This is a genomic window from Streptomyces sp. NPDC058864, assembly GCF_042742985.1.
Lineage (GTDB): Bacteria > Actinomycetota > Actinomycetes > Streptomycetales > Streptomycetaceae > Actinacidiphila.
Genome location: NZ_JBHYMQ010000009.1, coordinates 74,518 through 96,067, shown reverse-complemented (window position 1 = coordinate 96,067; position 21,550 = coordinate 74,518). Strand labels below are relative to the sequence as shown.

Genomic DNA, 21,550 nt, shown 5'->3' with positions numbered 1-21,550 from the left:
GATGCGGTGCCCCATGACCGACGCGACGACCACCCCCACCGGGCTGCGCACCGGTACCTGGACCCTCGACCCCGCGGGCTCGGCCGTACGGTTCGCGCACCGCACGATGTGGGGCATGGCCACGGTGAAGGGCACGTTCGGCGAGGTCGGCGGCACGGGCGTACTCGCCGCCGACGGCACCGGGCAGGGCACCCTCACCGTGGGCGCCGCCTCGCTGGACACCGGCAACAAGCAGCGCGACACGCATCTGCGCTCCACCGACTTCCTCGACGCCGCCGCCCACCCGTCGATCGTCTTCACCGCCCACCGGGTCACCGCCGGCACCGACGGCGCCCTCACCGCCGACGGCGAACTGACCGTCCGCGGCACCACCCGCCCGGTCAACCTCACCGGTCGCGTCGAGGCCGCAGCCGCGGACGCCGTCGTGCTCACCGTCGAAACGCTCGTCGACCGGGCCGACTTCGGGATCACGTGGAACCGGATGGGCATGATCAAGGGCTCCGCGACCCTCACGGTCGCCGCCCGCTTCGTCCACCACGACTGACCGGCACCGTTCACGGCGGAGCAGAACCGCACAGTCCCGCTCACGCCCCAACTACCCCATCGGCAAACGAAGTCGCGCCTTGCTACTTGTGTGGAAACCGTGAAAGGCTCCCGGCACCACAAGGCGCAGGCGCAGCCGCCTCCCGACGCCGAAGGGTTGGTTCTCCGCCCGATGACTGCCGCAGCCCCGGTCCCCGAGGCCGTACCGCTGTCCGAGTACTGGGCGGAAGCGCTGTGCTTCGCCCAGTTGTGCACACTCACTCCCGAGGACGGCGGACGACTGGCCGCCGACGCCTTCGACCGGGGCCTGGACCAGGCGCCCGACGCGATGGGCACCGTGTCCGTACCGGCCCTGCCGACGCTGCCGTTGCTGCTGACCGCCGTACGGGACACCGCCGCGGACTGGCAGGCCCGGGGCGAGGGGAACAGCCTCCAGCCGGAGTTCCGCATCTGGCTCAACGCGGAACGCGCCGCGCGCCGGGGCAGGGCACCGCGACCGGAGCCGCTGGCCCTGCGCGGGCTGCGGGACATGGCGGAGGCGGACGCGGCACTGCTGTGGTCCGCGGAGGTCGAGTGCCGCCCCGCGACCGTGACCGCCCGCGTGCTGGGCATCGACGTCGCCGCCGCGGAGCGGGAGACCGCCCGGGCCCGCGAGGACTTCCGGGACCGCTGCCTCCGCGCCCACCAGGAGGAACCGCCCTCCGACGAGTGCCACGGGTACGCCCGGCTGCTGGACGCCGCCACCCGGATGTCCGTCGAGGCGGCGCCCGAGGACCTGCGACGGCACCTGCGCGGGTGCGCCGAGTGCGCGCGGGCGGCCGTGTGCCTGACCCCGTTCGGCGACGGCCCGGCCGAGGCGCTGGCCGAAGGGGTGCTGGGCTGGGCGGGTCCGGCCTACCTGGAGGCCCGGCGCCGGGCGGCCGGGCACGGTGCCGTTCCGCCCCCGCCGTCGCGGCGGGCCGCCCGTGCCGCCCGCGCGGGGCGGACGGGGAGCCGGCTGCCCAGGGGCCGGGCCACCGTCGTCGCCGCGGCGGCGGTGCTGGCCGCCGTCGTCGGCCTGACCGTCCTGGTCACCACCGACGATTCCGCCCCCCGGTCCGCCCAGGCGGCGCCGACGGCCCAGGGCGGCAACGACGGCACCGCTCCGGGGGGTCCCGGCTTCCCGCCGCTGCCGTCACCGGGCGCGTCCGGCACCTCCGGCGCGGCCGACCCCTCCGGGAACGCGCGGCTCCCCGAGGAGATAGAGCCCTCCGCCGCCGAGCACACCATCCCCGCCGCCGAGGACGTACCGTCCTCCGCCCCGCCGCCCGTGCACGACGCCCCGGTGAAGCCGGCGCCGTCCTGCACGATCACCTACGAGGTGACCGACCAGTGGTACGGCGGCTTCCAGGCCGAGGTCACCCTGACGACCCGCAAGGACCTCCACGACTGGACGGTCGGCTGGCGGTACTCCGACGGCCGGCGCGTGACGCAGATGTGGGACGCCGACTTCTCCCAGCGCGGCGGGACGGTCACCGCCCGGGCCGAGGACTACAACCGGTGGGTGCGGGCGGGCGGTTCGGTCACCTTCGGGCTGGTCGGCAGCCGGCCCGGCGTCCCCTCCCCGCCGTCGGGCTTCACCCTCGACGGCGCGTCCTGCGCCACCGGCTGACGCCTCCCGGACACGACCGGGCCGGAGGAGCGGTCACGACCCCGCGCCTCCGGCCCGTACGGCCCTGCTCCCGACTGCTAGCTCAGGCCGCTGTTGATCGCGGTGATCAGCTCACCGTTGCTGGTGTCGCCGCTGAACTCCCAGAAGAACGCGCCGCCGAGGCCCTGGTTCTTCACGTAGGTCATCTTGCCCGCGATGGTCGACGGGGTGTCGTAGCTCCACCAGTTGTTGCCGCAGTGCGCGTACGCGGTGCCCGCGACGGTGCCGGTGGCCGGGCAGGTGTTCTTGAGGACCTTGTAGTCCTCGTTGCCCGCCTCGTAGGTGCCCGGGGCCGCGCCGGTCGCCGAGCCGCCCGGGGCGGACTGGGTGACGCCGGTCCAGCCGCGGCCGTAGAAGCCGATGCCCAGGTTGAGCTTGCCGGACGGGATGCCCTTGCCCTTCAGCTTCTGGATCGCCGCGTCGGAGTAGAAGCCGGCGATCGGGATGCCGCTGTAGGAGGTGAGCGGAGAGTGCGGGGCGGTCGGGCCGTCCGCGTCGAAGGCGCCGAAGTAGTCGTACGTCATCACGTTGTAGTAGTTGACGTACTGGGCGGCGCCCGCGTAGTCGGCGGCATCGATCTTCCCGCCGTTGGTGCCGTCGGCGGTGATGGCCGCGGTGACCAGGTTGTTGGAGCCGAACCTGGTCCGCAGTGCGGACATCAGCGTCTTGAAGGACGAGGCGCCGCTGGTGTCGCAGGACAGACCGCAGGCGTTCGGGTACTCCCAGTCGATGTCGATGCCGTCGAAGACGTCGGCCCAGCGCGGGTCCTCGACCAGGTTGTAGCAGGAGTTGGCGAAGGCGGTCGGGTTGGCGGCCGCCTGGCCGAAGCCTCCGGACCAGGTCCAGCCGCCGAACGACCAGAGGATCTTGATGTTCGGGTACTGCTTCTTCAGCTTGCGCAGCTGGTTGAAGCTGCCGCGCAGGGCGCCGGTGTCCCAGGTGTCGGCGACGCCGTCGACGCTCTGGTCGGCGGTGTAGGCCTTGTCGTAGTCGGCGTAGGAGTCACCGATCGCGCACTGGCCATTGGTGACGTTGCCGAAGGCGTAGTTGATGTGGGTCAGCTTGCTCGCCGAGCCGGAGGTCACCAGGTTCTTGACGTGGTAGTTGCGGCCGTAGACGCCCCACTCGGCGAAGTAGCCGAGGCGGATCTTGCTCCCCGCGGGGCCGGTGGGGGTCGGCGTCGGGGTCGGGGTGGGCGTCGGGGTCGGGGTCGGGGTGGGCGTGGGCGTGGGCGTCGGGTCGCCGCCGCCACCGCCGGTGCAGGAGCCGCCGTTCAGCTTGCAGCCGCTCGGGCTGCCGCTACCGGTGCCGTTGAAGCCGAAGCTGATGCTGGCGCCCGGGGCCAGGGTGCCGTTCCAGCTCTTGTTCTTGCCGGTCCAGTGGGTGCCGGAGCCGGTCACGTCGGCGTCCCACGCCGAGGTCACCGACGTGCCGGCGGGGAAGTCCCACTCGACGGTCCAGCTGCTGATGGGCGAGGAACCGCCGTTGGTGATCGTCCACTTGCCCTCGAACCCCGTGCCCCAGTCCTGGGTCTTGGTGTACGTGGCGGTGGTACCCGCGGCGTGGGCCGGCGTGGCCAGACCGACAAGCGCGGCGAGCGGGAGCAGCAGCGCGGTGAGTCCCGCGGCGGCTGTGGTCCTGATGCGTCTGGTGCGTGGAGTGCCTGGGGTGTCTCCAGTGCTCAAGGGTGCTCCTCGAGTGGGGGGCCGACGGGGAAACCGATGCCGCCTGGTGGACGGTTGACGCGATGTCATGCCCACCACAGTTCCCTGGCAGGGTAGAAAGGTCTGGACCAGATGGTCAATAGGTCTGGACCATCTCGGGCCCCCTCGGCCCGCAGCACGACGCCCCGGCGATGGCGCCGGGGCGTACGGGTGAACGAATGAGGGCGTGCGGCGGAGCCCCGCCTCAGGCCGGTCCGCTCACGGTGACCGTGTTGTCGATGCCGATGTCGATGCCCACGTCGGGGCCGTGGCCGTCGAGGAACTGCTCGGCCCAGATGATCTTCCCGTCGTCGGTGTAGCGGGTCCCCCACCGCTGGGCGAACTGCGAGATCAGGAACAGCCCGCGGCCGCCCTCGTCCGTGGTGCGGGGATGCCGCAGGTGCGGCGAGGTGCTGCTGGCGTCGGAGACCTCGCAGATCAGCGCGCGTTCCAGGATCAGCCGGAGGCGGATCGGACCGGAACCGTGCCGGATGGCGTTGGTCACCAGCTCGCTGACGACCAGTTCGGTCGTGAACGCGAGGTCGCCCAGGCCCCAGTCCTCCAGCTGCCGGGTGGACAGCTCACGGGCCCGCCCCACGACCGCCGGGTCGGTGGGCAGGTCCCAGGAGGCGACCCGGCCGATGTCCAGGCAGCGGGTCCTGGCCAGCAGCAGCGCCACGTCGTCGTGCGGGCGGGCGGGGGCCAGTTCGTCGACGACGCCGCGGCACAGCGCGTCCAGCGGCAGGTCCTCGGCCTCCAGGGCGGCCCGCAGCCGGCTCCGCCCGCTTTCCGGCACGTCGCCCGTGCCCTCCACCGGGGCGACCAGGCCGTCGGTGTACAGCGCGAGGACGCTGCCCTCCTCCATCTGCAACTCGGTGGCCTCGAAGGGCAGTCCGCCCAGACCCAGCGCGGGGCCGATGGGCAGCTCGGGGAAGCGGACGGCCTCGCCGCCCTCGGCCCCGCACCGCTCGCCGGCGGGCCGGAGCACAGCGGGCGGCAGGTGCCCGGCACTGGCCATGACGCAGTGCCTGCTGACCGGGTCGTACGTCACGTACAGACAGCTCGACCCGAGCGCGCTGCCGCCGACCCCGACGGTCGCGGACTCCCCGGCCTCCCGGGAGACCTGGACGACCAGGTCGTCCAGGTGCGCCAGCAGCTCCTCCGGCGGCAGGTCCAGGTCGGCCAGGGTCCGCACCGCCGTGCGCAACTGGCCCATCGTCGCGGCCGCCTCGATACCGTGGCCCACCACCTCGCCCACCACCAGCGCGACCCGCGCCCCGGAGAGCGGGATGACGTCGAACCAGTCGCCGCCCACGCCCGACAGCTCGTCCGCCGGCCGGTAGTAGGTGGCGACCTCCACCGCGTCCTGCGGGGGGAAGGTGTGCGGCAGCAGGCTGCGCTGCAGCACCAGGGCCGCGTCCCGCTCGCGGGTGTAGCGGCGCGCGTTGTCCAGGCAGACCGCGGCCCTGGCGACGACCTCCTCCGCCAGGCGCAGGTCCTCCCCGTCGAAGGGGTCGGCCCGGCGCACCCGGAAGAAGAGGGTCACGCCGAGGGTGACCCCGCGGGCGCGGATCGGCACCACCATCGCCGTGTGCAGCCCGAGTTCGCCGAAGTGCGACGTCCGGCCGCCGACCGGGCCCGCGGCCCACCCCGGCTCCAGCGGGTCCAGCCGGGAACTGAGCCAGGAGGTGCCGTCGGTCAGGCAGCGGATCGGCGGGGTGTCCTCCCGGTACGCGGAGACGGCCCCGACGCCGAACGCCGGCATCGGCTCGCCCTGCCGTGCCGTCCGCATCCCGGCACGGCGCAGCGGCACGGCGACCGCGTCGCCCAACGGGCCGGGCTGCGGCTCCGCGCCCTTGATGACCGACTCCAGCAACTCCACCGCCACGTAGTCGGCGAGGTCGGGCACGACCACGTCGGCCAGGTCCTGCGCGGTGTGCATCACGTCCAGGGTGCGGCCGATGTGCTCGCTGGCCCGGTCCAGCAGCGACAGCCGCTTCCGCGCCCGCCAGCGGTCGCTGATGTCGACCACGGAGTAGCAGACGCCCACCGGGACGCCGCGCTCGTCCTCCAGGCGCACAAAGGACATCGCGTGTGCCTGCTCGCGGCGCGGGTCGGTTCGGAAGCGTCCGACGTGCTCGTAGTCGATCAGCGGCACGCCCGTCTCCAGGACCTGGCGCATCTGCGCCTCCAGGACCGTGGCGTTCAGGCCCGGCTGGATCTCCGCGAGCCGGCGCCCCAGCCGCTCCTGGGAAGGGCCGCCGCCGAAGCGCTCCAGTGCCGCGTTCGACCAGACGCAGCGCAGTTCGGTGTCGACCACCGCCAGCCCGATCGGCGTCTGGCCCACGATCCGCTCCAGCATCGACGGGGTCATCCGGGACGCCGCCGACCGGGCGGTGCTGCGGGACTCCGCCGCCAGGACCATCCAGCGGGCGGACGAGCCGCCGATGCCCGCCGGGAGACCGGCCACCCGGACGCCCAGCGTGACCCTCATGCCGTCGTCACGACGCAGCCGCAGCACGCCCGTCCAGCCGCCCTCGGTACGGCAGCACTCCGCGATCTCCGGCGGCCGCCCCGCGTCCTCCGGGGCGAGCAGCCCCACCGCGGGGGTGCCGACGACGTCCGCCGCCTGCCGGCCGAGCAGCCGCTCGGCGGCGGGAGGCCAGGTCAGCAGCTTTCCCTCGGTGTCGAGCAACAGCGTGACGGCGTCCGCCACGCCCGCGTCCACGCCTTCCCCGGGAGTCCCCATGGCCAGCCACTCCGTATCCGCCCGCAACGTTACGCTCCGCTCACCGTTCTTGTTCTTCCCACTCGGCGAACGCCGCTCACGGCGTCACGGGAAACGGGAAGGCGGGTCGGAGAGCGTGCCGGCTGCCTGCCGGAGCTCGGGGCGGGCACGGGAGGGGAGGGCGGGCGGCCTCGGGAACACGCCCGGCGGGGACGGGTCCTCGGGGCGGGCGGCGGCCCCCGCGGGGGCGGGCGACGCGAGGAGAAACCGGCCGAACAGCACCGGGACGTCCATCAAGACCTCCGGAGTACGGCCCCCGTGTCCCCCGCGAATCAGGTTACTCGTCGGCCCCGGTCAGCGCCCCCCGCGTGCGTACCGCCGTATCGCCAGCGGCACGAAGACCGCGAGCAGCGCCAGCGACCAGCCCGCCGAGGCCGCGACCGGATGGACCACGGGCCAGGCCGCGCCCGGGGCGTCGGCGAGCCGGGCGGCCGGGCCCCCGAAGAGCCCGCGGCAGGCGGCGGCCACCGCGCTGAGCGGATTCCACTCCGCGACGGCGCGCAGCCAGCCGGTCATGCCGGAGGTGGGAACGTAGGCGCCGGAGACCAGTTGGAGGACGAAGGTGGCGCTCCCGAGCTGCCCCGCGGCCTCCTCGTCGCGCAGCAGCAGCCCGAGGTGGATCCCGGCCCAGCAGGTGGCGAAGCGGAAGAGCAGCAGCAGGCCGTACGCGCCGAGCACCGGGCCCGCGCCCGCCTCCACCCGCCAGCCCACGGCCCACCCCACCAGGGCGAGCGGCACCAGCCCGGCGGCGGTGACCAGCACATCGGCGGCCGCCTGGCCGAGCGGCACCGCGGCCCTGCTGATCGGCAGGGTGCGGAAGCGGTCGGCCACCCCGCGCTGCGCGTCCTGCGCGGCCTGCATCATGCCGGTCATGAGCCCGCCGGCGGCGACGGCGGTGAACAGCCCCGGCAGGAGGTAGGAGCGGTAGCCGCCGTCCCCGGGGAGGGTGAGCGCACTGCCGAAGACGTAGCCGAAGAAGAGCAGCAGGATCAGCGGCATCGCCTGGGTGAGGACGAACAGCCCCGGGGCCCGGCGCACCCGCAGCAGATGACGGCCGAGCAGCGCGAGCCCGTCGGCCAGGGCACCGTACCCGCGCCTGGCCGCGGCGCTGGCGAACGCCGGCCCGGCCGTCGACATGGACGCCTGGTTCGAGCGCACGATCGGCCGGATCCTGGACGCGTACGGGCGTGGCGGCGCACGGCAGGAGCGGGACCGCGACGCCTGACCCGGATGCCGGCCCCCGTGCCGGTCCGGGTGAGGTGCGGCCCTTCCCCGGCGGGCTCGGGCTACCCTGCTCGCAAGGCCCGAAGGAGGGGGTGCTGCCGGTGTCCGGGCGTCGACTGCGAGCGCTGCGCGCACTGAGGAACTCGGCGAAGGGGAAGGCCAGGACGGCGAGGACGGCCCGCCCGGCCGGGCCCTCCGCACCGCCGGCCGGGGAGGGCGACGCCTCCTTGCAGCCGCGGATCGCGGACACCGCGGCCTCCGCCGTGAGCAGCGTGATGGACGCCGCCCTGTACCGCGACGGGCGGCGCATCGCCACCCCCTCCTCGCTCGCCGAGGCGTACGCGCAGCTGCGTGCGGAGCCGGGCGCGATGGCGTGGATCGGGCTCTACCGGCCGAGCGAGGCCGAGCTGGTCTCGCTGGCGAAGGAGTTCGACCTGCACCCGCTGGCCCTGGAGGACGCGATCCAGGCCCATCAGCGCCCCAAGCTGGAGCGCTACGGCGAGACCCTCTTCGTCGTCCTGCGCGCCGCCCGCTATCTGGACGCCCCGGAGGAGGTCGACTTCGCCGAGCTGCACATCTTCGTCGGCCCCGGATTCGTGCTGACCGTCCGCCACGGCGCGGCCCCCGACCTGTCCGCCGTGCGGCGCCGCATGGAGAGCAACCCCGAGCTGCTGACGCTCGGGCCGGAGGCGGTGCTCTACGCGATACTCGACACGGTCGTCGACGGCTACGCCCCGGTCGTCGCGGGGGTCGAGAAGGACATGGAGGAGAGCGAGATCCAGGTCTTCGGCGGCGACCCCCAGGTCTCCCGCCGGATCTACGAGCTCTCCCAGGAGGTGCTGGAGTTCCAGCGCGCCACCCGCCCGCTCGTCCCCATGCTGGACGGCCTGCAGGCGGGCTTCGTGAAGTACGGCACGGGCGAGGAGCTGCAGCGCTACCTGCGCGACGTGGCCGACCACGTCACGCACACCATCGAGCGGGTGGACGGCTTCCGGCAGGCTCTCGGCGACCTGCTCACCCTCAACGCGACCCTCGTCGCGCAGCAGCAGAACGCCGAGATGCGGGCGCTGGCGGAGGCCGGCTTCGAGCAGAACGAGGAGATCAAGAAGATCTCCGCCTGGGCCGCCATCCTCTTCGCGCCCACGCTCGTCGGCACCATCTACGGCATGAACTTCGACCACATGCCCGAACTGCACTGGCTGCTCGGGTACCCCTTCGCGATCCTGCTGATGGGCGTGGTCTGCGTCAGCCTCTACCTGGTCTTCAAACGCCGCGGCTGGCTGTGAGGGCCCGGCGGGGTCAGATCCTGGGGTGCGCGGGCACGTGCGTGACCTCCTCGATCTCGTGCGCCGCCTTGCCGAGGAGCTGACGCGCGAGGTCGTTGAGCGCCCTGGCCGCCGCGAGTTCCTCGCCGACCCGTTCCTGGTCCGGGTCGGAGGGATGCCGGTTGGCGTGACCGTGCGACCTGACCTCCGTGCCGTCCGGGAGGCGGAGCAGCGCGGCGGCCTTCGTCCGCGCGCCGTCCTCCCGGAAGTCCATCTCGATGTGCCATCCGACGAGGGTCTGCATGACGGAACACCTCCAGCGGTCCCGGTGTCTCCTACCAGCGTGCTCCCTATCGCGGAAGTACTCCACCAGGGTGACGATGGAGCCAAAGGAAAACGGTCCCGGCCGCAAGGAGGCGCCGTCATGACCACCGCACTGGACATCATGCATCCCGGCGCCATGTGCGTCGGGGAACGGGAGACCCTCACCGACGCGGCCCGGATCATGCGTGAGCAGGACATCGGCGCGCTGCCGATCTGCGGGGACGACGACGTGCTGGTCGGCATCGTCACCGACCGGGACATCGTGCTGAAGTGCGTCGCCGAGGGGCGCGACCCGGCCGAGGTCTCCTGCGGCGAGCTGGCCATGGGCCGCCCGCAGATCATCGAGGGGGACGAGCAGATCGACCGGGTGCTGGAGCTGATGGAGGAGTACCGGGTGCGCCGGCTGCCGGTGATCGACCATCCCGCGCACCGCCTCATCGGCATGATCAGCGAGGCCGACGTGGCCCGTCACCTGCCGCAGGAACGGGTCGCCGAGTTCGTGTCGGCCGTCTGCTCGGACTGACCCGCGGCCGTACGGGCGGGGCGGTCACGGCCGCCCGATCCGGGCGAGCGCCTCGCCCACGCTCGGCACCGGCCGGAAGGCGTTCATCAGCCCGGTGGCGCGCAGGACCTTGAGGGTCGGGGGCCGGGCGCAGACGAACTGCACCTGCCCGCCGTTGCCGTGGACCCGGCTCCGTACCCGGCACAGGGCGGCGAGTCCGGAACAGTCGATGAAGTCCACGGGCCCGAGGTCGACGACGAGGTCCGGACCGGGGGCACGGGTCAGGGCGTCGAGCAGCGGGGTGATCTCCATCGCCGCCACGATGTCGATCTCCCCGCTGAGTTCGACCACGACGCACCCGTCGGTCGTGCGGGTACGCAGGTACGGGCTCACCGCAGCATGAGATCACCGGGCCGATCAGCCGACCGATGCGTCAAGGTCCACTTCACTCGATCGAGTGAGACCTGTTAAAAGCTGCAAAACCCCTGTTCGGAGGGGTGGCGGGCAGCACCCGGCGTTGCCGCCGGGGTGCCTTCACATGTCGCGGAGGATGGCGTTCAGCCGGTCCCGGGTGGCGTCCGGGGAGAGGCAGTCGGCACGGAGCTTCGTCATGACGACGCGGTACTGCTCGACCTCCTCGCGCTTGTCGATGTACATCGCCCCGGTGAGCTGCTCCACGTACACGACGTCCGGGACGTCGGACTCCGGGAAGGTCAGCTGGGTGAAGGTCCCGCTGGCGCCCGCGGAGTAGCCGGTGAACTCCAGCGGCAGCAGCTGCACCGTCACGTTCGGCTGCTCCGAGACCTCGACCAGGTGCGCGAGCTGGGCCCGCATCACCTCCCGTCCGCCGAACCTGCGGAGCACGACGGCCTCGTCCATCACGGCCAGGATCTCCGGGGCGAGCTCCGAGGTGAGCAGCTTCTGCCGCTTGTGCCGCAGGTCCAGCCGGCGTTCCACCTCGTCGGCGGGGGCGTCCGGGTGCCCCAGCTCGATGACGGCGCGGGTGTAGTCGTCGGCCTGCAGCAGTCCGTGCACGAACTGCGTCTCGAAGGAACGGATGACCGAGGCCGACTCCTCCAGGCCGACGTACGTCTGGAACCACGCCGGCAGGACGTCGCCGAAACCGTGCCACCAGCCGGCGACGTTCGCCTCGCGCACCAGCCCGAGCAGCGCCGTGCGGTCGGCGTCGTCCGTGATGCCGTAAAGGGTGAGCAGGTCGGCAACGTCGCGCTCCTTGAAGCTCACGCGCCCGAGCTCCATGCGGCTGATCTTCGACTCCGACGCCCGGATCGAGTAGCCGGCGGCCTCACGGGTGATGCCTTGCGCCTCGCGCAGCCTGCGCAGCTGCGAGCCCAGGAGGATGCGGCGCACCATCGATCCGCTTCCCGACTGCACTGTGGTCATTTGCGCCTACCTTCTCCCCGTGGCATCCAGCAGTCTGCCATCTCCGTGCTGCGTTCAGTACTCGATCGGTCACTCTCGATCGCCACTTCCGCACCACCTGTCCCGCGTCATGCAAATGCACGTGCATCCGCCCCTTGCATCGGCCCACGGCCGTACGGGACGATGACGTACGTGCCGATACCGGGTGGTGCGCATGTGGACTGAGAGCTCGGCCGGGGTGCAGCCCTTATGGGACGGGCTGGTTCCGGAGCGTCTTTCGTCGTCGAGCGCCACCTCCTGCCCGCTCCCGCCGCGCTACGAAGCGGTCGGCGACGCACGAAGATTCGCGCGGACGACACTGCACGCCTGGGACCTCGAGGAACTCCGGGACGGCATCGAACTCGTCGCCTCCGAACTGGTGACCAACGCCCTGCGCTACGCACTGCCCGAGGACGCGGCCCACGGGTGCGTCCGGCTCAGCCTGGTCAGATGGTCAACGCGCGTAGTCTGCGCGGTGCGCGACCCCAGCAACCACGGACCCGTCGCCAAGGCCCCGGACTTCGTGGCCGAGTCGGGGCGCGGGCTGCATCTGGTGGAGTCCTTCAGCGAGACCTGGGGCTGGCATCCCCTGACCGGCACCGGGAAGGTCGTCTGGGCGCTCTTCCGCATGCCCGGCCGGAACGACGGCCCGTCACATTGAGCCGCACCGGGGACGACCGCGGTCAGTTCGCCACGAAGTGATCGAACTCCCCGTTCTTCATCCCCACGATGAGGGATTCGATCTCGTCCTTCGTGTATATCAGCGCCGGTCCGTCCGGAAAACGTGAATTGCGCACGGCCACGTCCCCGCCCGGAAGCGCGGCGAGTTCCACGCACTGACCGTTCGCATTGCTGTGCCGGCTCTTCTGCCACACCACTCCGCGGAGATCGGACGCGGCCATGCCGTTGTACGTGTGGCGCATGCTTCTCTCCAGGTAAGTGCCGTGCAGGACAGGGGAGATGATAGCCAGACACGAAGTCACGTGCATCTGCACGTGCAAGTGCACGTGCAGTCACTCAGGGTGAATGCAGCGGCCAATGAAGAGCCAACGAACCGACCGACGGAATTGCTCCCACCGTATGCGACGGCCCCGTCCGGGAATCGGATTCCCGGACGGGGCCGTTTAATGCCGGAGGTTACCCGGAGCCGCCGCCGTCACTCCTGACCGGCGGGAACGGTGCCGAGCCGGCCGGCCTTGAAGTCATCGAAGGCCTGGGCGAGTTCCGCGTGGGTGTTCATCACGAAGGGGCCGTACTGCATCATCGGCTCACGGATCGGCAGACCGCCCAGAAGGACGACCTCGAAGTTGGGGCTGCGCGATTCCTGGGTCTCGTCGGCGCGGATCGTGAGGGAATCGCCGCGCCCGAAGACCACCGCCTGCCCCATACGGAAGGCCCGGCCCTCCGGACCCGCGGTGCCGCGGCCGGACAGGCCGTACGCCAGGGCGTTGAAGTCCGCGCGCCAGGGCAGCGTGAGCTGGGCGCCCGGGTTCACCGAGACGTGCAGCATGGTGATCGGGGTGTGCGTGGCGCCCGGGCCCTGGTGCCCGTCGATCTCGCCGGCGATGATCCGGATCAGCGCGCCGCCGTCCTCGGAGGCCAGCAGCCTGACGCTGCCGCCGCGGATGTCCTGGTACTTGGGCGCGATCATCTTGTCCTTGGCGGGCAGGTTGACCCACAGCTGCAGACCGTGGAACAGGCCGCCGCTCATGACCAGCGCCTCGGGCGGGGTCTCGATGTGGAGCAGGCCGCTGCCGGCCGTCATCCACTGCGTGTCACCGTCGGTGATGGTGCCGCCGCCGCCGTGCGAGTCCTGGTGGATGAAGGCGCCGTCCATGATGTAGGTGACGGTCTCGAAGCCGCGGTGCGGGTGCCAGGGCGTGCCCTTGGGCTCTCCGGGCGCGTACTCCACCTCACCCATCTGGTCCATCATGATGAACGGGTCGAGGTTCTTGTAGTCGATGCCCGCGAAGGCACGGCGGACGGGGAAGCCCTCCCCCTCGAAGCCGCTGGGGGCGGTGGTCACCTGCAGCGCACGCCGCTGGACCGCGTCGGCGGGGGCGTGGACGCGCGGCAGGGTCAGCGGGTTCTCGACGGTCACTGCGGGCATGGCCAGATCCTCCTCGGATTGTTCAATGTTCAACATAGTTGAACGCTGAACAATCCGCAACCGATCCCCGGCCTTTGTCCGGTTTCCGCGCGGTGAGGGCCGGATCAGCCGTACATGCGGCGCATGGTGAACTCCACCATCTGCTCGACCGCCTTCGCGTCGAACACCATCCGGTGCTCGCCCTCCATGTCCAGCACGAAGCCGTAGCCGGTCGGCAGCAGGTCCAGCACCTCGGCACCCGTGATCACGAAGTACTTGGACTCCTTGCCGGCGTAGCGGCGCAGCTGCTTCAGCGAGGAGAACATCGGGATCACCGGCTGCTGCGTGTCGTGCAGCGCGAGGAAGCCCGGGTTGTCACCGCGCGGGCAGTAGACCTTGGACGTGGCGAAGACGGCCTGGAAGTCCTCGGCCGACATGGAGCCCGTCGTGAAGGCGCGGACCGCGTCCGCCAGCGAGGGCGGCGACGGCTCGGGGTAGCTCGCACCCATCGGCGCCCCGCCCATCGGCGGCGCGGCCCCTGCCATCCCGTTCTGGTCGTAGCCGTACACGGCACACAGCGTATCGGGCCGCTGGGGCCGTGTCGTCAAAGTAGCTCCGGCCGCCCGGAGGGCGGGCCCCGCGGCTCCCCCGGCTTGCGCTGGGAGGTGCCCCCAGTGCGGTGCATCGCAAGGCGGAGAGTCGTCCTCGTAGTGGGCTACTCGGACCATTCGACAACGCAGCGTGGGGGCACCTCCCAGCGGAGCTGGGGGAGCGACGCGGGGCAGGAGGTCTAGCCCGCCACGGGAGCCTCGTGGAGTTCGAACCAGATCGCCTTGCCGTCGCCCAGCGGATTCACGCCCCAGGCGTCCGCCATCTCCTGCAGGAGCAGCAGTCCGCGTCCGGAGGCCGCCAGCTCCCCCGGGGTACGGCGGTGCGGCATGTCGTCGCTCCGGTCGGTCACGTCGACCCGCAGCCGCCGGACGCCGGGCACGCCGAGAAGCTGCGCGCCCAGCACCGCGTCGTCGTCGGTGTGCAGCAGCACGTTGGTGACCAGCTCCGACACCAGCAGCACGGCCGCGTCCACCTGTTCCCCGGAGGTCCAGTCGTGCAGCAGGGCGCGGACCTCCTCCCGGGCCGTCCGCAGCTGCCGGGCGTCGGTCTGGGCGACGGTGAGCACACTGCGCCGCACCGGGACCTCGTCGCGCGTCCCGACGGGGTCCCGGCGCACGAGCAGCAGCGCGACGTCGTCCTCGCGGCGGTCGGCGAGCGGGCCGGTCAGATGGTGCGAGGCCGGACCGTGCACCGCCTCGACCAGCGCGTCGGCGAGCGCCTCCAGCCCGTCGTCCTCCGCGTCCTCCAGCACCGAGCGCAGTCGGCCGAACCCGGTGTCCAGGTCGTGGCCGCCGGTCTCGATCAGGCCGTCCGTGCAGATCAGCATCGTCTCGCCGGGCTCCAGGCCGAGCCGCGTGGTCGGGTAGTCCGAGTCGGGGGCGATCCCCAGCGGTAGGCCGCCGGCCGTCCGCCGGACGATCGTCGTGCCGTCCGCCAGCCGGACGACCGGATCCAGGTGACCGGCCCGCACCACGTCCAGGGTGCCGTTCACCGGATCGACCTCCATGTAGAGGCAGGTGGCGAAGCGCGGGTCGTCGCTCTCGGCGGAGCACTCGGTGAGCCCGGCGAGGAACCGGGAGGTCCGGGACATCACCGCGTCCGGGCGGTGCCCCTCGGCGGCGTACGCGCGCAGCGCGATGCGCAGTTGCCCCATCACCCCCGCCGCGCGGACGTCGTGGCCCTGCACGTCGCCGACGACCAGCGCGGTGCGCCCCGACGGCAGGTCGATCACGTCGTACCAGTCGCCGCCCACCTGCAGCCCGCCACCGGTCGGCACGTACCGGGCGGTCAGCGTCATCCCCTCGACGTCCGGCCGCCGTCCCGGCAGCATCCCCCGCTGCAGCCCGTCGGAGAGCTCCCGCTCCGACTCGTGCAGATGCGCCCTGGACAACGCCTGGGCGAGCATCCGGGCGACCGTGGTCAGCACCGACCGCTCGTCCGCGGTGAACGCCACGCGTTCCCGGAAGGCCGCCATCCACGCGCCGATCGTGCGGCCCGCGACGACCAGCGGCAGGTACGCCCAGGACGACCGCCCGAAGTCCCGCACCAGCGGCCAGGTCGCCGGGAAGCGTTCCTCGTACGCCTGGGGGCTCTGCAGGTACACCGCCCGGCCGGTGCGCACCACGACCGCCGCCGGGTACTCCGTGCCGAGCGGCATGTCCAGGAACGGCGCCTCGTCGCCCGGCCGCTGCCCGTGGAAGCCGATGGCGCGGAGCCGGTCGCCCTGGACGCCGAAGACGGCGAGGCGGTCTGGGGAGAACCCCGGCATGGACAGGTGGGCGGCCACGCGGAGCACCTCCTCGGTGCTGTCCGCCTCCGCCAGCGCCCGGCCCGCGTCCAGCAGGAAGGCCTCGCGGGACCGACGCCAGTCCGCGGGAGCCGAGGGGACCGTGGCGGACCGGGTGCCGGTGCCCGCTCCGGCGATCCCGTGCACCGCGGGCGCCTCCTGCAGCGTGCCGACGATCTCCTCCGGCCGGCCGTTCGCGGAGGGGAGCCCGAAGGTCCGCATCAGCACCGTGCGGACGACCCGTCCGTCCTCCCGGACCACGCGCAGCAGCGACTCCGAGGAGGTGCCCTCGGCCACCGCGAGGGCGACCGCCGCCGACATGTCCACGTAGTCGGAAGCGTGGTAACAGGCCCGGGTCACCCCCGAGTGGACCTTCTGCGGCCGGGGCGGAAGCCCTATCAGCCCGGCGCTCACGGCGTCGAGCTCCACCAGGTCGGTGGCGCCGTCCCAGCGCCAGACGCCCGTGCCGAGCGAGGCCAGCACGTCCTCGATGCGCATTCGCATAGTTTATGGTTTTTCGCGTCTTTCATCCGAATGGGGTCGGGCGCGCGTCCCCCCGTAGACTGGGGAGGCCTCATCCCCGAAATCAGACGACTTGGATGAACGATGCATCGGTACCGGTCCCACACCTGCGGTGAGCTGCGCGCCACCGACGTAGACGCGGAAGTGCGCCTGAGTGGTTGGCTGCACAATCGCCGGGATCTGGGCGGCATCCTGTTCGTCGATCTCCGCGACCACTACGGGGTGGTCCAGCTCGTCGCCCGTCCGGGCTCGCCCGCGTACGAGGCCCTGAGCCACCAGTCCAAGGAGTCGGTGCTCCGCGTCGACGGCCGCGTCGTCGCCCGTTCGGAGGAGAACGTCAACCCCGACCTGCCCACCGGCGCCGTCGAGGTCGAGGTCACCGAACTGGAGGTGCTCGGCGCCGCCGACCAGCTGCCGTTCCCGGTCTTCCCGGAGGACAACGCGAACGAGGAGATGCGGCTCACCAACCGCTTCCTCGACCTGCGCCGTGCCCGCATGCACCGCAACATCATGCTGCGCACCCAGGTCATCAGCTTCCTGCGCCGCGAGATGACGGCGCTCGGCTTCAACGAGCTGGCCACCCCGATCCTGTCCGCCACCTCGCCCGAGGGCGCGCGTGACTTCCTGGTGCCCTCCCGCGTGCACCCCGGCACGTTCTACGCGCTCCCGCAGGCCCCGCAGCAGTTCAAGCAGCTGCTGATGATCGCGGGCTTCGACCGCTACTTCCAGATCGCGCCCTGCTTCCGCGACGAGGACAGCCGCGCCGACCGCTCGCCCGGCGAGTTCTACCAGCTCGACGTCGAGATGAGCTTCGTCGAGCAGGAGGACGTCTTCGGGGTCATCGAGAAGGTCATGACCGACCTCTTCGAGGAGTTCGGCGGCGGCCGCCACGTGACCTCGCCGTTCCCGCGGATCCCGTTCCGCGAGTCGATGGTCAGGTACGGCAACGACAAGCCCGACCTGCGCGCCCGCCTGGAGCTGGTGGACGTCTCGTCGGTCTTCGCCGACTCCGGCTTCAAGGCCTTCGCCGGCAAGCACGTCCGCGCCCTGCCGGTGCCGGACACCGCCGAGCAGCCGCGCAAGTTCTTCGACAACCTCGGCGACTACGCCGTCGAGCAGGGCGCCAAGGGCCTGGCCTGGGTCCGGGTCGGCGACGACCTCACCCTCACCGGCCCGATCGCCAAGTTCCTCACCGAGGACGACGTCAAGGCGCTGCTCTCCGCCGTCGACGCCAAGCCCGGCCACGCGATCTTCTTCGGCGCGGGCGAGTTCGACGAGGTCTCCAAGATCATGGGCGCCGTCCGGGTCGAGGCCGCGAAGCGGGCCGGGCAGTTCGAGGAGGACGTCTTCCGCTTCTGCTGGATCGTCGACTTCCCGATGTTCGAGAAGAACGAGGACACCGGACAGGTCGAGTTCTCCCACAACCCGTTCTCCATGCCGCAGGGCGGCCTGGAGGCGCTGGAGACCAAGGACCCGCTGGACATCCTCGCCTGGCAGTACGACATCGTCTGCAACGGCGTCGAGCTGTCCTCCGGCGCCATCCGGAACCACGAGCCCGCGATCATGTACAAGGCCTTCGAGATCGCCGGCTACGACCGGGACACCGTCGAGCACGAGTTCGGCGGCATGCTCCGCGCCTTCCACTTCGGCGCCCCGCCGCACGGCGGCATCGCCCCGGGTGTCGACCGCATGGTCATGCTCCTCGCGGACGAGCCCAACATCCGCGAGACCATCGCCTTCCCGCTCAACCAGAACGCCCAGGACCTCCTCATGGGCGCGCCGAGCACGGTCGACGAGGCGCGGCTGAAGGAGCTGCACCTCGCGCTGCGGCTCCCCCCGGAGAAGAAGGCCTGACGGCCCGCACCACACCGTGACGCCGAGGGGCCCGGAACCGCATGGTTCCGGGCCCCTCGGCGTCCGCCCGGGTCCCGAACCGTGCGATCCCGCCGTCAGCCGACGACCTCGACCGGGCAGCGAATGCCGCAAGCGCGGGCCATCCGTCCGTCGGTGGTGAGGAGCGGGCAGCCGTACGCCTCCGCGGCAGCCACGTACGCCGCGTCGTAGGCGGTGAGATTGCCCCGGAGTTCCCAGACACGGGGCAGCAGAACGCGGGTCATCGGGACTACGGGGTCGAGCTCGCGGAGCGCCTCCACCGCGTCCGCGGCATGGCCGGCAGTGATCTTGCCACCGAGCAGATTGCCACGGATCACGGACATGACCTCGATCGTCCAGTGCTGCGGCGCGATCCAGCGGTCGTCCGCGGCCAGGGCGCTTCGGCAACGCTCGCCGGTCGTGCCTTCGTCCAGGAGCGAGAAGGCGAAGACGGACGCGTCGACGACGATCACCGATCGCTTCCCGGCACACCGAGTTCCGCGTCCCGCTCGGCCCGCGCCGCACGCAGCGTGTCCGTGACGTCGCCTTCGGAGAGCCGGGTGCCGTACGCGGACTTCGAGAACCGTTCGATGACGGCCAGGTTGTCCCTGCGCCGCACCTCGTCGCTCACGAGGTCGAACAGATACGCCTGAAGCGACTGACCGCGTTCCTCGGCTATGGCCGCGAGGCGGTCGCGCAGTTCCTCGGGCACGTCGCGGATCTGGAGAGCAACCATACGGACAGTGTCGCACCCTGCATGCACATCTGCATGCAGGCGGGCGGAGGCGACGGGCCCGTCGCTCAGCCGTCCAGGGCGACGAGGGCGACCACCGGGCGCGCGGGGTCGCTGTCGTCGACGGCGACCCCGCGGCTGTAGGCGCCGTGGCCCGCGCCGGCGGGCACGTGGTCGCCGGCGTAGCGGGCGTGCGCGAGGCCGCCGGCGGCGCGGCGGCAGGGGTCGGCGGGGGGCTCGCCCACGCGCAGGGCCTGGACGTCGGGGCCGAGCGCACCGAAACCGGAGGCGGCGAGGAACTGCTTCAGGCCGGCGGCCGTGGTGCGGAAGCGCAGTTGGAGGTCGTGCTGACCCGACAGCCCGCCGCCCTGGGCGAGGTAGTGCACGTCCTGCGGGTCGTCCGGCAGCCGCAGGCCGAAGCGCCCGGCGGCCTTCTCCAGGGTGACGTTGCTGCCGCGGCAGGCGCCGTCCGCGCCCGGGGCGGCGCCGGAGCGGCGGTCGCCCGAGCCGGTCAGCGAGACCGCGAGGATCACCCCGGCCACCACCAGCACCAGGGTCAGGCCCACCGCCAGGATGAGCACCAGCGGGGACCTGTCCCTGGCCGTGGCAGGCATCAGGCGGCCTCCGGCTCCCCGCCGAAGCGCTCGCGGTAGGACTCCAGGTCCTCCTCGGTGATCTTCGCGAAGAGCACCGGCGGGACGGTGAAGGCCGTCCCGGCGGGGACGGCGGCCAGGGCGCGGGCCTCCTCGGGGGTGACCCAGACCGCGGTGTCGTCCGTCAGGGCGAAGGCGCCGCGCATGGCGGCGGCCGTGGCCGGGATGAAGGGCTCGGAGACGACCGCGTAGAGGTGGATCAGGTTCATGGCGGTGCGCAGGGTCAGGGCGGCGCCGTCGGCGTCCGTCTTGATCTCCAGCCAGGGGGCCTTCTCCTCCAGGTAGGAGTTGCCGGCGCTCCACAGGGCGCGCAGCGCCTGCGCGGCCTTGCGGAACTGCAGGTCCTCCATGTGCCGCTCGTACTCCGCGAGGAGCTCGGCGATCTGCTCGCCCAGGCGCCGCTCGGCCTCTCCGGCCTCCTTGCCCGCGGGCACCTCGTCGCCGAAGCGCTTGCGGGAGAAGGACAGCACGCGGTTGACGAAGTTGCCGAGGGTGTCGGCGAGGTCCTTGTTGACCGAGGCCGCGAAGTGCTCCCAGGTGAAGGAGGTGTCGTCGGACTCGGGCGCGTTGGCGATCAGGAAGTAGCGCCAGTAGTCGGCGGGCAGGATCTCCAGAGCGGCGTCGGTGAAGATGCCGCGCCGCTGCGAGGTGGAGAACTTGCCGCCGTAGTAGTTCAGCCAGTTGAAGGCCTTGACGAAGTCGACCTTCTTCCACTTGTCGCGGGTGCCCAGCAGGGTGGCCGGGAACATCACGGTGTGGAAGGGGACGTTGTCCTTGGCCATGAACTCGGTGTAGCGGACGTCGGTGTCGACGTCGTACCACCAGGAGCGCCAGTCGCGGGTCTCGCCCTCGGGCGCGGCGTCCGACCACTCCTTGGTGGCGCCGATGTACTCGATCGGCGCGTCGAACCAGACGTAGAAGACCTTGCCCTCGGCCGCCAGGTCCGGCCAGGTGTCGGCCGGCACCGGCACGCCCCAGTCGAGGTCGCGGGTGATGGCGCGGTCCTGCAGGCCCTCGGTCAGCCACTTGCGGGCGATGGAGGAGGCGAGCGTCGGCCAGTCCTTGCCGTGCTCGTCGACCCAGGCCTCGACCTCGTGGGAGAGCTTGGACTGGAGCAGGAAGAGGTGCTTGGTCTCGCGGACCTCGAGCCGGCTGCTGCCGCTGATCGCGGAGCGCGGGTCGATCAGGTCGGTCGGGTCCAGCACGCGGGTGCAGTTCTCGCACTGGTCGCCGCGGGCCTTGTCGTAGCCGCAGTGCGGGCAGGTGCCGACGATGTAGCGGTCGGGCAGGAAGCGCTCGTCGTCCAGGGAGTAGACCTGGCGGATGGCGCGCTCCTCGATGAAGCCGTTCTGCTTCAGCTCGCGCGCGATGGCCTGGGTGATCTCCACGTTCTGCGGCGAGGAGCTGCGGCCGAAGTAGTCGAAGGAGAGCGCGAAGCCGTCGTAGACCGCCTTCTGCGCGTCGTGCTGCTGGGCGCAGAACTCGGCGACCGGGAGCCCGGCCTCCTGGGCGGCGAGCTCGGCCGGGGTGCCGTGCTCGTCGGTGGCGCAGATGTAGAGGACCTCCTGGCCGCGCTGGCGCAGGTACCGGGAGTAGACGTCGGCCGGGAGCATGGACCCCACCATGTTGCCCAGGTGCTTGATCCCGTTGATGTACGGAAGGGCGCTGGTGATGAGGTGTCGAGCCATTGCCGGCTGCTCCCAAGTCGCTACTGTGGGTGAGGAATTCCTCTACGGACCGTCAATATCGTATCCGACGGTGAAGGGCCACCCGTTCGCCTTTTCCGGCATGCGGACAGCGGGGCTCCCGTGATCCGCTGGGC

The 21,550-nt window shown here is 71.8% G+C and carries 20 protein-coding genes; 6 read left to right on the top strand and 14 right to left on the bottom strand.

Annotation, left to right across the window (positions count from 1 at the left end):
* The first annotated feature begins 13 nt into the window (after positions 1–13).
* Together ACFW3D_RS10070 and ACFW3D_RS10065 are read left to right on the top strand one after the other, a co-directional pair.
* Positions 14–544: a YceI family protein gene (locus tag ACFW3D_RS10070; RefSeq protein WP_500503374.1), complete on the top strand. Its 531-nt coding sequence runs from the start codon at positions 14–16 to the stop codon at positions 542–544.
* A 171-nt stretch (positions 545–715) separates the two neighbouring features.
* Positions 716–2,194: a cellulose binding domain-containing protein gene (locus tag ACFW3D_RS10065; protein ID WP_500503372.1), complete on the top strand. Its 1,479-nt coding sequence runs from the start codon at positions 716–718 to the stop codon at positions 2,192–2,194.
* A 77-nt stretch (positions 2,195–2,271) separates the two neighbouring features.
* Here the strand turns inward: ACFW3D_RS10065 and ACFW3D_RS10060 are convergent, their stop codons facing one another.
* The 3 genes from ACFW3D_RS10060 to ACFW3D_RS10050 all read right to left on the bottom strand — a co-directional run bounded on the left by ACFW3D_RS10060 (position 2,272) and on the right by ACFW3D_RS10050 (position 7,861).
* Positions 2,272–3,918 carry a glycosyl hydrolase family 18 protein gene (locus ACFW3D_RS10060; RefSeq protein ID WP_500503370.1) on the bottom strand — a complete coding sequence of 549 codons (1,647 nt, stop codon included), beginning with the start codon at positions 3,916–3,918 and terminating at the stop codon, positions 2,272–2,274.
* A 223-nt stretch (positions 3,919–4,141) separates the two neighbouring features.
* Positions 4,142–6,685: a SpoIIE family protein phosphatase gene (locus ACFW3D_RS10055; protein WP_500503369.1), complete on the bottom strand. Its 2,544-nt coding sequence runs from the start codon at positions 6,683–6,685 to the stop codon at positions 4,142–4,144.
* A 333-nt stretch (positions 6,686–7,018) separates the two neighbouring features.
* Complete coding sequence (locus ACFW3D_RS10050) at positions 7,019–7,861, bottom strand: ABC transporter permease (RefSeq protein WP_500503523.1); 843 nt, start codon at positions 7,859–7,861, stop codon at positions 7,019–7,021.
* 188 nt (positions 7,862–8,049) lie between these two features.
* Here ACFW3D_RS10050 and ACFW3D_RS10045 point away from each other — a divergent pair, with 188 nt between their 5' ends.
* The gene (locus ACFW3D_RS10045; protein ID WP_500503367.1) at positions 8,050–9,234 is read left to right on the top strand and encodes a magnesium and cobalt transport protein CorA; all 1,185 of its coding nucleotides are present in this window, start codon (positions 8,050–8,052) and stop codon (positions 9,232–9,234) included.
* Positions 9,235–9,247: 13 nt separating this feature from the next.
* Here ACFW3D_RS10045 and ACFW3D_RS10040 read toward each other — a convergent pair whose 3' ends face one another.
* Positions 9,248–9,517 (bottom strand): DUF1876 domain-containing protein, encoded by a 270-nt coding sequence (locus ACFW3D_RS10040; protein ID WP_499512810.1) that lies wholly within the window; start codon positions 9,515–9,517, stop codon positions 9,248–9,250.
* A 120-nt stretch (positions 9,518–9,637) separates the two neighbouring features.
* Between ACFW3D_RS10040 and ACFW3D_RS10035 the strand changes: the two genes are divergently transcribed.
* Entirely contained in the window at positions 9,638–10,060 is a 423-nt protein-coding gene (locus ACFW3D_RS10035; RefSeq protein WP_500503365.1) for a CBS domain-containing protein, read from the top strand.
* A gap of 24 nt (positions 10,061–10,084) precedes the next feature.
* Here the strand turns inward: ACFW3D_RS10035 and ACFW3D_RS10030 are convergent, their stop codons facing one another.
* Together ACFW3D_RS10030 and ACFW3D_RS10025 are read right to left on the bottom strand one after the other, a co-directional pair.
* Complete coding sequence (locus ACFW3D_RS10030) at positions 10,085–10,432, bottom strand: STAS domain-containing protein (protein WP_500503364.1); 348 nt, start codon at positions 10,430–10,432, stop codon at positions 10,085–10,087.
* Positions 10,433–10,573: 141 nt separating this feature from the next.
* Positions 10,574–11,443 (bottom strand): Sco1979 family transcriptional regulator, encoded by an 870-nt coding sequence (locus ACFW3D_RS10025; RefSeq protein ID WP_500503362.1) that lies wholly within the window; start codon positions 11,441–11,443, stop codon positions 10,574–10,576.
* Between the two features lie 193 nt (positions 11,444–11,636).
* Between ACFW3D_RS10025 and ACFW3D_RS10020 the strand changes: the two genes are divergently transcribed.
* Positions 11,637–12,122, top strand: coding sequence for an ATP-binding protein (locus ACFW3D_RS10020; RefSeq protein ID WP_500503360.1), 486 nt, complete (start codon positions 11,637–11,639; stop codon positions 12,120–12,122).
* 22 nt (positions 12,123–12,144) lie between these two features.
* Here ACFW3D_RS10020 and ACFW3D_RS10015 read toward each other — a convergent pair whose 3' ends face one another.
* From ACFW3D_RS10015 to ACFW3D_RS10000, 4 genes are all read right to left on the bottom strand, one after another.
* Positions 12,145–12,384: a DUF397 domain-containing protein gene (locus ACFW3D_RS10015; protein WP_500503359.1), complete on the bottom strand. Its 240-nt coding sequence runs from the start codon at positions 12,382–12,384 to the stop codon at positions 12,145–12,147.
* 233 nt (positions 12,385–12,617) lie between these two features.
* On the bottom strand, positions 12,618–13,571 hold the full coding sequence (locus tag ACFW3D_RS10010; protein ID WP_500503357.1) for a pirin family protein: 954 nt from the start codon (positions 13,569–13,571) through the stop codon (positions 12,618–12,620).
* A gap of 104 nt (positions 13,572–13,675) precedes the next feature.
* Complete coding sequence (locus ACFW3D_RS10005) at positions 13,676–14,119, bottom strand: SseB family protein (RefSeq protein ID WP_018559133.1); 444 nt, start codon at positions 14,117–14,119, stop codon at positions 13,676–13,678.
* A gap of 221 nt (positions 14,120–14,340) precedes the next feature.
* Entirely contained in the window at positions 14,341–16,446 is a 2,106-nt protein-coding gene (locus ACFW3D_RS10000) for an ATP-binding SpoIIE family protein phosphatase (protein ID WP_500503355.1), read from the bottom strand.
* A gap of 108 nt (positions 16,447–16,554) precedes the next feature.
* Between ACFW3D_RS10000 and aspS the strand changes: the two genes are divergently transcribed.
* Positions 16,555–18,324: an aspartate--tRNA ligase gene (gene aspS / locus ACFW3D_RS09995; RefSeq protein ID WP_500503354.1), complete on the top strand. Its 1,770-nt coding sequence runs from the start codon at positions 16,555–16,557 to the stop codon at positions 18,322–18,324.
* A 95-nt stretch (positions 18,325–18,419) separates the two neighbouring features.
* Here aspS and ACFW3D_RS09990 read toward each other — a convergent pair whose 3' ends face one another.
* The 4 genes from ACFW3D_RS09990 to metG form a co-directional block, all read right to left on the bottom strand.
* A complete protein-coding gene (locus tag ACFW3D_RS09990) occupies positions 18,420–18,815 on the bottom strand; it encodes a type II toxin-antitoxin system VapC family toxin (protein ID WP_500503352.1) in 396 nt (131 codons plus the stop codon).
* On the bottom strand, positions 18,812–19,078 hold the full coding sequence (locus tag ACFW3D_RS09985) for a hypothetical protein (RefSeq protein WP_500503350.1): 267 nt from the start codon (positions 19,076–19,078) through the stop codon (positions 18,812–18,814). The genes ACFW3D_RS09990 and ACFW3D_RS09985 overlap by 4 nt, the downstream gene beginning before the upstream one ends.
* A gap of 65 nt (positions 19,079–19,143) precedes the next feature.
* Complete coding sequence (locus ACFW3D_RS09980) at positions 19,144–19,689, bottom strand: hypothetical protein (protein WP_500503349.1); 546 nt, start codon at positions 19,687–19,689, stop codon at positions 19,144–19,146.
* Complete coding sequence (metG, locus tag ACFW3D_RS09975) at positions 19,689–21,416, bottom strand: methionine--tRNA ligase (protein ID WP_500503347.1); 1,728 nt, start codon at positions 21,414–21,416, stop codon at positions 19,689–19,691. Before metG ends, ACFW3D_RS09980 begins: the two co-directional genes overlap by 1 nt.
* Between the last annotated feature and the right edge of the window lie 134 nt (positions 21,417–21,550).

Excerpts from the sequence above, each read along its gene's own strand:
- ACFW3D_RS10070 (WP_500503374.1), top strand. The coding sequence starts at position 14 with ATGACCGACGCGACGACCACCCCCACCGGGCTGCGCACCGGTACCTGG.
- ACFW3D_RS10065 (WP_500503372.1), top strand. The coding sequence starts at position 716 with ATGACTGCCGCAGCCCCGGTCCCCGAGGCCGTACCGCTGTCCGAGTAC.
- ACFW3D_RS10055 (WP_500503369.1), bottom strand. The coding sequence starts at position 6,685 with ATGGGGACTCCCGGGGAAGGCGTGGACGCGGGCGTGGCGGACGCCGTC.
- ACFW3D_RS10050 (WP_500503523.1), bottom strand. The coding sequence starts at position 7,861 with ATGTCGACGGCCGGGCCGGCGTTCGCCAGCGCCGCGGCCAGGCGCGGG.
- ACFW3D_RS10040 (WP_499512810.1), bottom strand. The coding sequence starts at position 9,517 with ATGCAGACCCTCGTCGGATGGCACATCGAGATGGACTTCCGGGAGGAC.
- ACFW3D_RS10035 (WP_500503365.1), top strand. The coding sequence starts at position 9,638 with ATGACCACCGCACTGGACATCATGCATCCCGGCGCCATGTGCGTCGGG.
- ACFW3D_RS10025 (WP_500503362.1), bottom strand. The coding sequence starts at position 11,443 with ATGACCACAGTGCAGTCGGGAAGCGGATCGATGGTGCGCCGCATCCTC.
- ACFW3D_RS10020 (WP_500503360.1), top strand. The coding sequence starts at position 11,637 with ATGTGGACTGAGAGCTCGGCCGGGGTGCAGCCCTTATGGGACGGGCTG.
- ACFW3D_RS10015 (WP_500503359.1), bottom strand. The coding sequence starts at position 12,384 with ATGCGCCACACGTACAACGGCATGGCCGCGTCCGATCTCCGCGGAGTG.
- ACFW3D_RS10010 (WP_500503357.1), bottom strand. The coding sequence starts at position 13,571 with ATGCCCGCAGTGACCGTCGAGAACCCGCTGACCCTGCCGCGCGTCCAC.
- ACFW3D_RS10000 (WP_500503355.1), bottom strand. The coding sequence starts at position 16,446 with ATGCGCATCGAGGACGTGCTGGCCTCGCTCGGCACGGGCGTCTGGCGC.
- aspS (WP_500503354.1), top strand. The coding sequence starts at position 16,555 with ATGCATCGGTACCGGTCCCACACCTGCGGTGAGCTGCGCGCCACCGAC.
- ACFW3D_RS09985 (WP_500503350.1), bottom strand. The coding sequence starts at position 19,078 with ATGGTTGCTCTCCAGATCCGCGACGTGCCCGAGGAACTGCGCGACCGC.
- ACFW3D_RS09980 (WP_500503349.1), bottom strand. The coding sequence starts at position 19,689 with ATGCCTGCCACGGCCAGGGACAGGTCCCCGCTGGTGCTCATCCTGGCG.
- metG (WP_500503347.1), bottom strand. The coding sequence starts at position 21,416 with ATGGCTCGACACCTCATCACCAGCGCCCTTCCGTACATCAACGGGATC.